Annotated in this window: 16 protein-coding genes; 1 reads left to right on the plus strand and 15 read right to left on the minus strand. The window is 38.1% G+C overall.

Going from position 1 to position 15195, the window contains the following annotated elements:
* Positions 1-25: 25 nt before the first annotated feature.
* The 10 genes from T479_RS20445 to acpS form a co-directional block, all read right to left on the minus strand.
* Entirely contained in the window at positions 26-487 is a 462-nt protein-coding gene (locus T479_RS20445) for a SprT family protein (RefSeq protein ID WP_025220700.1), read from the minus strand.
* Positions 488-550: 63 nt separating this feature from the next.
* Positions 551-2725, minus strand: a complete 2175-nt coding sequence (locus T479_RS20450) for a Tex family protein (protein ID WP_025220701.1) — start codon at positions 2723-2725, stop codon at positions 551-553.
* A gap of 152 nt (positions 2726-2877) precedes the next feature.
* Positions 2878-3663, minus strand: a complete 786-nt coding sequence (sigB, locus tag T479_RS20455; RefSeq protein WP_024361305.1) for an RNA polymerase sigma factor SigB — start codon at positions 3661-3663, stop codon at positions 2878-2880.
* Positions 3641-4111, minus strand: a complete 471-nt coding sequence (gene rsbW / locus T479_RS20460; protein ID WP_024361306.1) for an anti-sigma B factor RsbW — start codon at positions 4109-4111, stop codon at positions 3641-3643. Before rsbW ends, sigB begins: the two co-directional genes overlap by 23 nt.
* Positions 4098-4442 carry an STAS domain-containing protein gene (locus T479_RS20465; protein ID WP_024361307.1) on the minus strand — a complete coding sequence of 115 codons (345 nt, stop codon included), beginning with the start codon at positions 4440-4442 and terminating at the stop codon, positions 4098-4100. The genes rsbW and T479_RS20465 overlap by 14 nt, the downstream gene beginning before the upstream one ends.
* A gap of 223 nt (positions 4443-4665) precedes the next feature.
* On the minus strand, positions 4666-5016 hold the full coding sequence (locus tag T479_RS20470) for a type II toxin-antitoxin system PemK/MazF family toxin (RefSeq protein WP_008177055.1): 351 nt from the start codon (positions 5014-5016) through the stop codon (positions 4666-4668).
* A 4-nt stretch (positions 5017-5020) separates the two neighbouring features.
* Positions 5021-5284 carry a hypothetical protein gene (locus tag T479_RS20475; protein ID WP_080653282.1) on the minus strand — a complete coding sequence of 88 codons (264 nt, stop codon included), beginning with the start codon at positions 5282-5284 and terminating at the stop codon, positions 5021-5023.
* A gap of 466 nt (positions 5285-5750) precedes the next feature.
* Positions 5751-6872, minus strand: a complete 1122-nt coding sequence (gene alr / locus T479_RS20480; protein WP_025220702.1) for an alanine racemase — start codon at positions 6870-6872, stop codon at positions 5751-5753.
* 328 nt (positions 6873-7200) lie between these two features.
* Positions 7201-8346, minus strand: coding sequence for a LolA family protein (locus tag T479_RS20485; RefSeq protein WP_025220703.1), 1146 nt, complete (start codon positions 8344-8346; stop codon positions 7201-7203).
* An 88-nt stretch (positions 8347-8434) separates the two neighbouring features.
* Positions 8435-8791, minus strand: coding sequence for a holo-ACP synthase (gene acpS, locus T479_RS20490; protein ID WP_024361311.1), 357 nt, complete (start codon positions 8789-8791; stop codon positions 8435-8437).
* 64 nt (positions 8792-8855) lie between these two features.
* On the opposite strand from acpS, the gene T479_RS20495 reads away from it, so the two are divergent.
* The gene (locus T479_RS20495; RefSeq protein ID WP_025220704.1) at positions 8856-9476 is read left to right on the plus strand and encodes a rhomboid family intramembrane serine protease; all 621 of its coding nucleotides are present in this window, start codon (positions 8856-8858) and stop codon (positions 9474-9476) included.
* Between the two features lie 124 nt (positions 9477-9600).
* On the opposite strand, the gene T479_RS20500 is transcribed toward T479_RS20495, so the two are convergent.
* From T479_RS20500 to T479_RS20520, 5 genes are all read right to left on the minus strand, one after another.
* Positions 9601-10176, minus strand: a complete 576-nt coding sequence (locus T479_RS20500) for a GNAT family N-acetyltransferase (RefSeq protein WP_024361313.1) — start codon at positions 10174-10176, stop codon at positions 9601-9603.
* A 115-nt stretch (positions 10177-10291) separates the two neighbouring features.
* Complete coding sequence (locus T479_RS20505) at positions 10292-11764, minus strand: PH domain-containing protein (RefSeq protein WP_025220705.1); 1473 nt, start codon at positions 11762-11764, stop codon at positions 10292-10294.
* On the minus strand, positions 11757-12236 hold the full coding sequence (locus tag T479_RS20510; protein WP_024361315.1) for a PH domain-containing protein: 480 nt from the start codon (positions 12234-12236) through the stop codon (positions 11757-11759). The genes T479_RS20505 and T479_RS20510 overlap by 8 nt, the downstream gene beginning before the upstream one ends.
* A 289-nt stretch (positions 12237-12525) precedes the next feature.
* Positions 12526-14070, minus strand: coding sequence for a degradosome RNA helicase CshA (locus T479_RS20515; RefSeq protein WP_024361316.1), 1545 nt, complete (start codon positions 14068-14070; stop codon positions 12526-12528).
* A gap of 346 nt (positions 14071-14416) precedes the next feature.
* Positions 14417-15109, minus strand: a complete 693-nt coding sequence (locus tag T479_RS20520; RefSeq protein WP_024361317.1) for an alpha/beta hydrolase — start codon at positions 15107-15109, stop codon at positions 14417-14419.
* Positions 15110-15195: the final 86 nt, after the last annotated feature.

Here is a 15195-nt window from a genome sequence, read left to right on the forward strand (position 1 = left end):
ACGTCAACCCTTTTTTAAAAGTTTTTTACTCAACTATCTTTAATTGCCCTGAACACTTGCCACAACAGTATCTGTTCACATTGAATCTAATTTTTCTAACATACCTTTGGTGACATTGTATACATTCATATGTATAGTGAGGGCGCTGTTTTTTGCTACGAGATTTAGGTATTTGCAACGCTGAACAAAATCGAGGGGCATTCACTTTTTTTAACAACGCTCGAAAATCTTTATCTCGATGTTGATAGCCCTTTCCTTCAAGGTGCAAGTGGTAATGACATAATTCATGAAGAATGATCCCCTCTACCTCTCTAATACCATATATTTCAAACGCCTTTGGATTGATTTCAATATGGTGGGATTGCAAAAGATAACGCCCACCTGTTGTACGCAGCCTTGGATTAAAGTATGCACGATGCATAAAGGGTTTATGAAAACTTTCTAATGAAATTCGACTTACAAGCTGTTGCAGTTCCTCATTGTTCAATTTCATCACCTCTAACAATAAGAATACCACACTGCGCAGTATAGACAGTGTGGCAAGAAATTATTACACTTCAACCATTTGTTTTTCTGGAGGTAGCATCGTTAATGAAATACGGCCTTTGTTTACCTCTATTTGTTCCACCCATACTGTGACAATATCACCTAATGCCACAACCTCTAATGGATGTTTAATACGTTTTTTTTGCAACTTGGAAATATGCACAAGCCCATCTTGTTTTACACCAATATCAACGAATGCACCAAAATCGACGACATTCCGTACAGTACCTTGTAATTCCATTCCTACTTGTAAATCTTCCATTTTTAAAACATCCGTTTTAAGTAATGGTTGTGGGAAAGCATCACGCGGGTCACGGCTTGGTTTCATTAAAGTATCTACAATATCCTGAACAGTAACAACGCCAATCCCTAGACTTTCACTTAACACTTGAACATTAAGAGCTGCAATTGCTTCCTCTGCCTTTTGTGTTCCTAGTTCTTTTTTATTTATGTGAGCCGCTTCTAAAATTTGCTCTGCAATATTGTAGCTTTCTGGGTGAATACCTGTCGCATCGAATGGATTTTTCGCTTCAGGCACACGTAAAAACCCTATTGCTTGCTCATACGTTTTTGCACCGAGGCGAGGAATTTTCTTCAGTTGCGCACGAGTTGTGAATTGCCCATTTTCTTCTCGTACTTTTACAATGTTTTCGGCAACGGTTTTCGATAACCCTGAAACATATTGCAATAAAGAGGCTGATGCTGTATTGACATCGACACCGACTTGGTTAACCGCTGTTTCTACTATAAATGTTAATGACTCTGATAATTTCTTTTGAGAAACATCATGCTGATATTGTCCAACACCTACTGCCTTTGGCTCAATTTTTACTAATTCTGACAATGGGTCCTGCAAACGTCGTGCAATTGACACCGCGCTCCGTTGCTCTACTTGCAAATCAGGAAACTCAGCACGCGCAACCTCCGACGCTGAATATACAGATGCACCGGCTTCGTTGACAATAACATAGGCCACATCTGTGTTCACTTCACTTAAAACATCGGCAATAAATTGCTCAGTTTCGCGCGAGGCTGTCCCATTACCAATCGCAATGATTGTAATAGGATATTTCGCTAAAATCTCTTTCACAACTGCTTTTGATTTTGCTATATCTGGCTTTGGTGGATGTGGGTAAATCGCCGTAACTTCTAGCATTTTACCCGTCTCATCAACAACAGCTAATTTACAACCCGTACGATAGGCAGGATCCACCCCTAGTACATACTTACCTTTTAACGGTGGCTGTAGTAAAAGATTGCGGAGATTTTCCGAGAAAATATGAATCGCTTGCGCCTCTGCTTTTTCCGTTAATTCATTACGTAACTCTCTCTCAATCGATGGTTGAATTAATCGTTTATAGGAATCCTCTATTGCAAGTTTCACCTCTGCAATGGCAGGTGAGAAACCTGTTGCTGGTATCCACTCTTTCCACATAATCATCAGTACTCGATCTATCGGTACTTGGATAGCAACCTTTAAGACATCCTCCTTCTCCCCACGATTGACAGCTAAAATACGATGAGGAACAATGCGGTTGACAGGCTCTTCATATTCGTAATACATTTCAAAAACCTTTTTTTCATCTAGTTCCGCATTTTTTAAAGCGGTAGTCAGCATGCCTTCTTTCCAAGAAAAAGTACGGATTTTCTGCCGTATACTTGCATCATCAGCAAAGCGCTCTGCTAAAATGTCACGTGCTCCAGCAATTGCATCTTCCACTGTTGCAACATTCTCCATATCAACAAAATCTTGAGCTAATTGGACTAACGCTTCACTACGATACTCTAGCAGGAGATCAGCTAGAGGCTCCAACCCTTTTTCCTTTGCGATAGTCGCTTTCGTACGTCGTTTTTGCTTATATGGGCGATATAAATCTTCAACACGTTGTAATACCGTCGCCACTTGGATGGCTTGTTCCAGCTCTGGCGTAAGCTTATCTTGTTCTTGAATTAAACGAAGAACCTCTTCTTTACGTTGTTCAAGTTGCTGTATGTAATGATAACGATCTTCTACAGCTTTTATTTGTACCTCATCCAAAGAGCCAGTAGCTTCTTTTCGATAGCGCGCAATAAACGGGACGGTGTTACCTTCATCCAGTAATTTTATTACTGCCTCTGCTTGATTTGGTTTAATTGCTACATCCTTTGCAATAAGCTGGTACATTTGTTTTTGTTCCACATTATCACTACCTTTTTTCTTTTCATTTTACCACTACACTTCAATAAAAAACCAAAGATAGTCCATCCACCAAGAAGGACAGCCAAAAATAAAAGGCGCTATTGCTATTGGATTATGAAACCCTCTAGTAATAAACGCCCTAATGAAAGGTATTACAGTGGCACACTTCCACTTGCAAGAATGACCTCCTGTAATTTCTTAATTGCTTTTCTTTGAATTCTCGAAACATGCATTTGAGAAATACCTAATAGTTCTCCCGCTTCTTTTTGGCTCAGTTGCTCTAAATAAGTAAGCTGAATAATTTGTTTTTCTCGCTCATTCAAAACTTCCATTGCATCTGCAACAATCATTCTTCTGTTGGTCATTTCATAACCTATATCTTCTTTACCCATAATATCAGATAACGTGACAGTACTTCCGTCATTATCTGATTCTATTGAATGATCCATTGACAGTGCTTGGTAGCTTCGGCTCATCTCCATTGCCTCTAAAACTTCTTCCTCAGGTACCTCTAAACGCTCTGCAATTTCTTTAACGGAAGGTGAACGTTGGAACTCTATCGTTAACGATTCTACAGTCGTTTTAATACGTGGTCCAATTTCTTTAATTCGTCTCGGTACATGAACATCCCACGTTTTATCGCGTAAGAATCGTTTAATCTCCCCAATAATAGTAGGTACTGCAAAGGCCTCAAAACTGCGACCAAATGTAGCATCAAAACGTCTTATTGCACCTAGTAACCCGAGCATCCCAACTTGCACAATATCATCGTAATAAGATTTACCATATGAATATTTTCGCGCAATGGACTCTACTAAATTACGATAATGAATAACCAAATTGGTTTGAGCTTCTTCATCTTCTGTTGCTTGGTACAATTCTATCCACTTTAATACATCTTCCTTAGTAGAAGATTTATGTAGTGATTCTTTCGACATTTTTTTCCACCTGCTCCCTAGCGACGTACTTTGTCATGAAGACAGTTACGCCACCATCGTTATTAATCATCACCTCATCCATTAAAGTTTCCATTAAATAAAGCCCTAAACCGCCCTCTCTTAGCCCCGCAATACTGTCTCCCGGATGATAAGGCCCAATTTTCGTTTTAATCTCTTCAAAGTTAAAACTATTCCCATAGTCTGCAATCATCATTTCCAACTTGTTTTCATAGAGCGCACAACCTATGACAATTTCGCCTTCTTCAACATCTTTATACGCATGGTGCACAACATTTGTCACCGCTTCACTAACGGCGATTTTCAAATCTTCAATATCATCGTAGCTAAACCCTATGCGGTTAGCTAATCCAGAAACCGTTAAACGAATAACACTGACAAACTGCGGCTTTGCAGGAACCCTTATCTCAATATAATCAAATTCCTTCATTACTTAATTCCACCTTCTTATCAGTTTCAATATCCATCAGTTCACTTAAGCCAGTAATTTCAAATAATCTTTGTAACCGTTTAGATAGACCTACAATTTTAACTTTACCTTCTTCACGTAAAGCTCTTTTATAAAAAGCTACTAAAATACCAAGACCCGTACTATCCATATAATTCACTTTCGATAAATCTAATTTAATCTCCATACCTTCTGTAATCTTAACCGCCTCTAGTTCCTCACGCAGACCAGAAGCTGTAAATGTATCAATTTCACCTTCAACATAACCATATAATTTTGTGCCATCTTTTTTAAAATTCACTACCATGTCCATACAGCCCACCTCCACCATATTTATTAGACTTTTCTTCTTTACCCGCATCTATCGAATGTTAAACATGATTAACTTTTTTTCTTCGCATAAATTTTATTTTTTTGAGTTACAAAAAACCAACGACAATTTTCTACAAACTTAAAAGGCAATAATGCTTGTAATGAAAAAATTAAAAAAACATCAGGATAAATAAAATCCCTGATGCTCTATACACATATGTATATCAAAATTTAACAAGCCCCAAACTAATCATCAATGCTCCATCCACTTTTTCCATTACTGCATGATCTAGCTGCGTAATACGATCAGTCAATCTAGACTTATCAATTGTACGCACTTGCTCAAGCAAAATGACCGAATCACGTTCAAAACCGTACTTTTCAGCATTTATTTCAACATGTGTCGGTAATTTTGCTTTTTGAATCTGTGCAGTAATTGCCGCGATGATGACAGTCGGACTAAATCGATTTCCAATATCATTTTGAATTATTAATACCGGCCTAGTGCCACCTTGTTCGGATCCAACTACCGGCGATAAATCTGCAAAAAAAACGTCACCACGTTTTACATTCAAAGTGTCATCCCCCGCTAACGAGACGCTCCACTGTATGTTGTGCTTCATATTCCGCGTGCAAGCATTCACTTGCAATCATCAGGTTAATATGAGACATCTCAACATATCCTTTCATCATAGCTTCCCGTATTTGATTTGGTTGCTCCTGCATTAAATTTTTGCGCGACAAAATACGCACAAAAGATTCACCTTCAATTACTTCCTTTGTTTGTAGAATCAGTCTATCTTGAATAGCAATTGTAGCTTCTCTTAACTTTTTCTCGTACACAGCAAGCACCTCCAACGGAACCATACACTTTTTCATTACTACCCATTCTACCATTGAAAGATATTGTTGAAAAGACATGAAATGACAAAATATCTGACAATTTGAAGGACAAGTTGTAAAATTTTGTAGGTTTTCGAAAGTATGTGCTGGTACCATCCGTCATATTGACTTGGTGCCTTGTTACTTAATTTCACTATACATAATCCACTAATCCGAACAGAATTGGCTTTCCCATTGACAGATTAATTTCGACAAAAATTCGCTAACCCAATTTGTCTACATGTATTGAAAAATTATTTTCATTAAAAAACTACTTGTAATAAATTACGCGTTCCACCCATATTTTATAAGCCTACATAAAAGACTCCTCTAAAATTTGTCATACTCCTTATTTAACTTGACCAAAATTGAATAATTACTATTCACTCTTATTTTATGAAGAGAAGGGCTACTTGGTTAAACAAAGTTAAATGTAAATACGAGGAACTCTTGCTGTAATAATGCATGGTACTTCATAATTAATCGTTTCTAGCTTTGTTGCCCATTCATCTATTGAAATCTCATCTTGCCCTTGACGACCAATGAGCGTTACTTCCTTACCTATAGCATATGCTTTTGGTAGCGCAACCATACATTGGTCCATGCAAATTCGTCCAACTATAGGCATTCTTTGTCCGTCTATTAGTACCTCTTGTCCTGCTAATTTACGAATTACCCCATCTGCATAACCTACTGGAATTGTCCCAATCCACATATCTGTTTGTGCAATGAATGTTGCTCCGTAACCTACTGAATCTCCTGCTTTTAACTGTTTGACATGGACAAGCTCACTCTCAAGTGAAAAGGCAGGCTTCAATGGAAATGGTAAAATCCCCTCTACATAAGATGATGGTGCTAAACCATACATTGAAATACCATAACGTACAGCATCATATTGTAAACGATTATCCTTTACCAAAGCCGTTGCTGTATTGGATGCATGTACTAGTCTAGGTTTGTCAGGCAATATAGCAATGAGCTTTTCAAATAACGCTACTTGGCTATCGAAATAGGCTGTGTCTTCCTCATCAGCTGTTGCAAAATGAGTAAAAATGCCATCCAATTCTACATTATCTGTTGAATGGATGGTATGGTATAGCGCTAACAATTCGCTTTCGGTGCGTATACCAATTCTGCCCATTCCACTATCTACCTTAATATGTAGTTGTAAAGGGTTTTCTTCCCCTGCTACCATTGTTGCAACTTGCTGTACCCATTCACTTGAAAATACCGTAAGAGTAATGCGTTGTTGTGCTGCATAGGATGCAAACGATACTGGCGAGGCCCCTAATATTAGTATGTCTGGTTCTTCGAAATGTGCTCGAATATGTAATGCTTCATCTGGTGTAGCCACGGCAAGCATTGTTGCACCCGCTTCCAAAGCTGCTTTAGCAACTGCAATATCCCCATGTCCATAGGCATTAGCTTTTACGACTGCGATAATTTGTACATTTGGTTGGAGTAGATCTTTTAAATTTTTTATATTTTGTTGGATTGCTTGTAAATCTACAATTGCTTTGGTTGGTCTAAAATGCTGCTGTGTCTCCATTAGAATACCCTCTTTTTTAGTTATTAAACCGTTATGTATAGGAATAATTCCATATAACATTAAATTCTAGCATACTACTTGTCCGCCATTTGGATAATACATTGATGATCTACTTGTGCATGTCATTATATAAATTCGACAGCATGTTAATTTTTACCTTTTTATTCCTATTAAAACTAGCTTATCTTTTATAGAACATGCAACATACTTCTATAGATCATTAATCTCCACTGTTTCACATTGCTATACATAAACTGCTAGAAATAAAAAGTTCTTTTATTGCCTAATAAGCTACAGCTCTCTTTTCAGAAAGCTGTAGCTAGAAAAATTACTTCATACTACTTATCGTCATGGAAGTCGCAACTTCCACCATTTCTTCACGTGTTAATTTACTAGAAGCTACAAAGAATGCGACGCCATCTTTTTCCCAGCTAATGGACGTATCTGTAATCGCGCCAATTGTAAATCCTAAGTCAACAGGATCACCTGGCGAAGTAACTGGTAACATAGAGGACTCTTTCATAACTGGTTGCTGCATAACTGTAAACGCTTTATCCCCTTCAAACGTTAAAATAACTCGTTCCATACCACTATCACTAATGGCTTTTTCATTTGTCATTTTCGTGTTTTCAAAATTCACAACTGGATAATGCGTTTGGAATTCTTGATATTCAACCTCTGCACCGACTGCTTCTTTTTCACCATTTGCATCTGCTTGACCTTTAGCATCCGCTTCACCATCTGCTTCCGCTTGACCTTTTGCATCCGTTTCACCTTTTGCATCTTTATCATCTTTTGCATCTTTGTTTGCAGGTGCAGCTTGTTCGCCTTTTGAATCTTCTGTTTCAGTAAATTGTTCAACAGCATACTCTTTCGCAGCATGTTGTACACCTAGCTTAATATTATTAAATGTAATACGAATTTGCTCTTCTTTGACATCATTCATAATCACTACAGATGTAGGAAGCATCGTTTTCTTATCTACCGTTATAACTTGGTGAGGCATACTATTTTTATAACTATTTCTAGTAGCCGCTTCAAATATATATGCTTTGTCCTCTTCTTTCATGACTAAATTTTTATCTTCAGCTAAATCTTCTGCTAATGCTCCGATTAAATACGCCTGACTATTTTTCTTTGGCCAATCGCTTTGGAATTTGTACATTTTGTTTAATGTTGGTGTAACCACAAAAACTCCATCAGCATTACGCACAATCATTTGCGATACATCTTTCCCACTTTCCACTACTTCCACTCGATAGAAATCAGGTTTAGTATGCCACACGGTAACATCATATGTTCTAGGTTCTCCACCTGATTTAATCTCCATCTTAGCGTCTAACTCATAACCATTCGTCTCTGACCACTTACCATTAACTTTCTTCAACACTTTTTCCTGTGAGGCTGTACCACACGCCGACAGAAGTAATATCGCACAAATTAAGACGAGCCAAGTAACTAAACGGTTGCCCACGCTTTCACCCTTTCTTCTTTCAAATCCACTACGACAATATATGAACCATATTTGTCAGTTATGTCATTTGATGAAAAGGCAATATATTTTATTCCATAAGTAATATTACTTGCGCGGCTGCATATTGCTTAGAATGTGTAATACTAACAAAGCCCTTTACAAGCTCTCCTTTAAAATATAAAACAGGGTTACCCGCTTCCCCTCTTAATATTTCAACATCTTGTAGCGCACAATCTTTCCCTATTCCGGTACCTAGCGCTTTTGAAAAGGCCTCTTTTGCCGCAAATCGCCCTGCTAAAAATTCTATTTTGCGAGATTCAGAATGCGCTGTAAATAGTGCACGTTCGTTAACTGATAAAATGCGGTCCATAAATTTATCTGTGCGTGTCATTGCTTTCACAATACGCTCAGTTTCTACAATATCGAGACCAATTCCTTTAATCATATGAACTTCTCCTTTTCTTATTTCCAAAAAGCCATGTATAATAATTGTAAATTGAGGTGGAGCTATGTTTAGTAGAACAGAAAATTTTAAGCAATATACAAGTTATTATCCTGTTGTTTCAACACTAATAGCAATGAATCTTATTCTTTATGTATTAACACTTCTTCCAGTCATAGGAGAACTGCTGTGGAACTATGGGATTCAAGTCAATTTCCTTATACAAAGCGGTGAATGGTGGCGGATTTTCTCTGCGATGTTCTTACATGCGAACTTTATGCATGTGCTCTTTAATATGTTCTCCCTGTTTTTATTTGGGCCAGAACTTGAGAAAATTGCAGGTAAAGCACGCTTCATTACGATTTATTTATTATCGGGTATCGTAGGGAACATGGCAACCTTTATGCTTAATGACAGTAGTTATGCCAGCCTTGGCGCAAGCGGCGCAATTTTTGGTATTTTCGGTGCGTTTGGTGCACTTGTCTACTACACGCGTCGTACAATGCCAATGCTTCGTAAGCTTATTTTGCCGATTATCGTCATCAGTGTCATCATGACTTTCTTACAGTCTAATGTAAATGTTTATGCCCATTTAGGTGGCTTAGTGACTGGATTCCTACTCGGACTTATTTACCTACATCCTACAAGAATTCTAAGTTGGCGCAAACAAAGAATGGCAGGAAAATAGCTTGTAAAAAGAGGAGCTACCCCATCAGTGAGGTGTTAATCACTGCGGGCTGTTCCTCTTTTTTATAGCTTAACATCCCTAACATTCCATTTTTTCTAAGGTCATTGACATGCTATCGTTGAAATTATAGTACAACAGTAGCCTCTTTCGCCATTTTTATTTTTTTCCATTCTACTGCGGTTAGCCCATAGACAACCTGATCTACATAATGATCGTATAGCCATTCAGCATCTCTTAAACGCCCTTCTTCATTGAATCCTAGCACTTTAGGAATTGTCCGACTACGTATATTCCCCACTGCAACGCGGACTTCAATACGATTTAACTTTAGATATTCGAAAGCAAAATCAATAAATGCCCTCATCGAATTTGTCACAAGCCCATTGCCAACAAACTCATTCCCTAACCAATAGCCAATACTTGTCCACTTATGTTGCCAATTTACTTGATGATAACCAATGACCCCCGCTAGCTTACCATCATAATAAATTCCAGCCTGTATCCCATTATGGTCAGCATATTGTTGCATTGCATTTCGAACAAATTGTTCTGTATCTTTGACCGTCTTGACATTGTCTACAAAGGGTAACCACTCACGTAAAGTCTCTCTTGAACGGTCTGTTAGCGCAAATAACTCCTCTACATCATTTAAATCTAACATTTTTAAATAGGTGTGCTCATTTATGCTGTATCGAAACATCAAATCCACCCCTTTTTGTCAATTTATTCTATTATAAACGCATTTTTTCTAGATTTGTATATAAAAAAAGCTAATCTTTACATTTTTATGCAAAGATTAGCTAATCATTTTCTATTTAATGTTCATACCAAGTTAATATAGTTTCAGCATCTTGTTGTTCTAGGCTAGGTACATTACCTGTCATACCAGCCATTCCTGACATTACCGTTGCTTTTATCGACATGACTTGTTTACGCTTTTGGAAATACGTTTGACTACTTTCCATAGATTGTATACGTTTTTTCTCCATAAACAATGTAATGCGACTAAAGATCCGATATTGCATTGTCAATTGCTTGCCGTCAATCATGTAGCCTGCTGTTCGATGTTGCCAAATACCAAGGAATATGATTAATGGTATTAATAAGAATGCTAATAACCCGTAAGGATATAAGAAATAACTGCTTGCCCCTATTATCGGTACGAGCCAAATGAAATCAATGCGATAAAAAAATGGACGTGCACGTTTCGGAGCCTTTATAAATTCAGGATGCCAATTCATTTCAGGGAAAAGTTGTTCTAGCGTCTGTACACAATGTTGTTTTTTAATCAGTGGGAACAATGCAATTTTCTTATCTCCACCCTTTTCACCATTTCCCCCTGCACTTTCTACTACAACCGTAGCAAAACCAAATATTTGACGCAAAGGGTTTTCAACTATACGGATTGCCTGTATACGATTTAATGGTAATGTAATTCTTTTCTTCTCCAGTAACCCTTTAGTAATCATTAACTTTTCATCTTCAATACGAACCGTATAATCGTAATAATTCACAAGTGTTATAACAACCGATAGTAGCCACGCAATAATCAACACAAACATGATCATTAAAGCAACTAAGAATGCGCCAATCTTCACAATATCTGCCACTTCATGAAAGACCTCTTCATACGGGATAATATCCGAAAACTGAGAGATGACCGCTGCAACACCTGATAGGACAACGCCAATTCCACCAGAAGTCGTTGCTAATACAAGTAAATCCCGCATCGACATACGATAAATAACAGGCACCATCACTTCCTCTATTTGTCCATGTGCTAGTTCCTCGCCAAGTGGTTGTGCGATTTGTGTTTTTGCTCGACGCATTTCTTCTTCAATAACATCAGCCGCTATTTTTTGAATAGCTGTTAATTCTACCTCTGGCTTGCCACCTTTATTGCCTGCTGTCTCAACTTGCACCTTGACTAGGCCAAATATCCGATGAAAAATACCTTCATGGTAATTTAAACTTTGAATGCGCTCAAATGGAATATAACGCTTCTTTTTGACGAATAACCCGTACTTTACTCTGAGTTCGCCATCCTCAAACCAGTAAACAAAGGTACGCCACTTTACAATACCACCGACAAGCGCTAGTACTGCCCCTACCCCCCACACGCCAAACAGTAATACGGTTTCAAAAAAATATTCACTGCGGAAGTTCAAGGAAAAGTTAAAGCCATTACTAATAATGATAATGGCTACAGGTAAGATCATACTCTTTAGTGCTTTGACACTAGAGATAATCGCCGATACAGGGTGTAAACGATACACTTCGTTAGACATCATCTTCCGCCACCCTTGCTAATTCCGAAATACGCGCACGAAGTCCATCTGCTTCATCCATGACCAGTGCTGGAATTGTATGTACCGTGGCGGCTGTAGAAATTGAAATATTACCTAGGCTGTATCTTTTTAAAATGGGGCCTTGTGTCGTGTCAACATGTTGCACACGTACCATTGGTATTAATGTGCGTTTGACAACAAACAAGCCATGTTGGACTTCAATTTCATGTTCGCGCACTTCGTATCTCCAGCGTTCCCATCGAATTTTCGGGAATAAATACGCAGAAAAAAATGCACTTAATAGAACAACAGCAATTGCGATAAAATAAATAAATGAAGGCCATTCATAATAATAAGTGCCATAACAAACCAATGCTGCAATGACTAACAACAGCAATGTTTGTAACACACCATATAATCGCCATACTGTTAACCCTTTTCGGGAAATTTGATGAATTGGTTCAGCTCTCAAAATTGTTCCTCCTCTTTTCATTACCTATGTATACGTACGCAAATACTAATTTGTTTCAAATAAATCCATAGCCTTTTCATCATAATTAACCGCCATCTAAACATCTAGTATATCGCCTTTTTAGTATACGGCGCTATAGTTTAATGCTTATAATAAGCCGCTTTCGTCGCAACGTTCCGTTTAGAAATCTCGCATACTTACTTTTCCTTCCAAAAATTTCGAATAAATTAATTTAACTATAAATATAAAAAACCTTACAGTCAATTTGACTGTAAGGTTTGAAAGTTAATTAGTCTTCATGGCGACGTGGTGCACGTGAACGACCTTGTCCACCTTCACGACGAGCTCCGCCCTCACGGCGACCACCTTCACGACGGCCTCCACTGTTGCGACGATCGCCACCACTACCTTCACGACGGTTACCGCCAAAGCTACGACCACCACCGCTTCTGTTACGGCTATTACGATCGCCTCCGCGGCCACCACCGCCACCACCAGAACGCTCACGGCGCATTGGTAATGGACGCTCTTCCGTAATTGTAACAGGCGTATCATCCGGCTCTTTTGTTAATGAGCGTAATGCAGCTGCTACTACATCGATAGCATCATGGTTTTCAAGTACTTCTGTAGCTAATGTACGATAATCACCTAAGTTATTATTGGCAATAAGACCTTCAAGTGTCTCAATAGCTAAACGTTGTTGACCTACTAAAGCTTCGTCATTTGTTGGCGGACGAAGTGGTGTCATACGTTTTTTCGTTGTTTCTTCAACAATACGTAAATAGCCCATTTCACGAGGTGTTACAAATGTTACTGCAAGACCTGATTTTCCGGCACGGCCAGTACGACCAATACGGTGAACGTAAGACTCAGGATCTTGAGGAATATCAAAGTTATACACGTGTGTAACGCCTGAAATATCTAGACCACGAGCTGCTACATCTGTTGCAACAAGGATATCAATTTTATTTTCTTTAAATTGACGTAAAACTGAAATACGTTTTGCTTGGCTTAAATCACCATGAATTCCTTCAGCAAGATATCCTCGGATTGATAAAGCTTGTGCTAGCTCATCAACACGGCGTTTTGTACGTCCAAAGATAATCGCTAATTCTGGTTGGTGAACGTTTAATAGACGAGATAAAACATCGAATTTTTCGCGCTCAGCAGCTTTCACAAAGTATTGATCAATGTTATCCACTGTTAATTCTTTTGCTTTAATTTTTACAATTTCAGGGTCACGCATAAATGTCTCAGCGATTTTACGGATTGCTGGTGGCATTGTTGCTGAGAATAATAATGTTTGGCGCTCAGCAGGTACGTTTTCTAAAATTGAATTTATATCATCGATGAAGCCCATGTTTAACATTTCATCTGCTTCGTCCAGTACAAGTGTTTGAACATCTTCTAGTTTTAAAGTACGACGATTAATATGGTCTAAAATACGACCTGGTGTACCAACAATAATTTGTGGTTTATTTTTCAGTGCACGAATTTGACGTCCGATTTCTTGACCACCGTAAACTGATAATAATTTCACACGCTTGTCGTAACCGACTTTATATAGTTCTTCTGAAACTTGAATCGCTAATTCACGAGTTGGAGCAATTACTAATGCTTGGATATTAGGGTTTTTAGGATCGATTTTCTCGATAAGTGGAATACCAAAAGCGGCAGTTTTACCTGTACCAGTTTGCGCTTGACCTAATACATCGCGACCTTCAATGGCAAAACGAATAGTACCCTCTTGGATTGGTGTTGCTTCTTCGAATCCCATACGTTTTACTGAACGTAGTGTAGATTCACTAATATTTAATTCTGAAAAATTTGTCAAACTTCTCAATCTCCTTTTTTCCTTTTAAGTTGACAAATGGTTACATTTTCAGATGAAGTTGTCGGCAAATTCGAGCCTGTGTTGTGGAACGTTTCCGTTACTTAAAAATTCTCTCTACAAATGTTTCAAGTAGAGCTCTTATATGAAAAGGAAAGCCCGGTCTTTACCGAGCGGTTCGATTCTGCGTAATTATTCACTTAGAATAAAACCGTTATGTTCAAAAAAAAGTACTCTTCAACCAAATTATGAAGAGTCTTCGCACAAAATGTATCCATTGCTTACACTAGTCTATCACGGGAATCAAACGTATGCAACGATAACGCATGAGTCGTAATAATCTGACTATTTACTTATCCTTTAAAAACGCTAAAACCTTCGTAAACCAATCAAAACAATCTTCACAATGACAAATATGGTGTTTGCCATTGTTAGAAAAATACAACTTTTTATTTGTTGAAGCAAGCTGATCAAACAAAAATTGAGCGGTATGATAGGGCACAATTCCGTCTAATTTCCCTTGTACAATATACACTGGAATTTTAATGTCCTGATAGTACGGCGCTACCTTTTGGACAAGTTTCATGAATTCAATCGTAGCTGCTAAGGGGACGTTGTTGAACTTATGACGATATCTCAAAAACAACTCATTATTCGAAAGGTTGCGATGATACGCTTCAGTTGCTAACATTTTAAAATCTTTAACAAGCTGCTTAGGGCTAATGTATTTAGCTGCAGCACTAAGCAGTACAAGCTTCTTCACCTTATAACGTTTCGCTAAATATAACGCAATAATGCCACCCATAGAAAAACCAACGACAATCACTTCATCCACTTTTTTCGATAGCGCTCGAAAAGCTAACTCCGCATCCATTAACCAATGCTGTGCGGTAAAGCCTTTCATCTTTAGTTCTTCTCCATGCCCTGATAAGGTAGGCGTCTCGATTAGCCAATCTGTATTGGCTTGTAAATAAACGGTAAACGGCTCTACCTCATAAGCACCACCCGAAAATCCATGAATACATAATACACCTATCGTCATTACCCTCACCTCAAAAAGTGGCTGTTTTACTAGCAATAGCATACAAAATGCTTTCCAATTTTTTTAATAAAGGGTAAAAATCAGCG

Origin of the sequence: Lysinibacillus sphaericus (genome assembly GCF_000600105.1) — a bacterium.
Taxonomy (GTDB): Bacteria; Bacillota; Bacilli; order Bacillales_A; family Planococcaceae; genus Lysinibacillus; species Lysinibacillus sphaericus.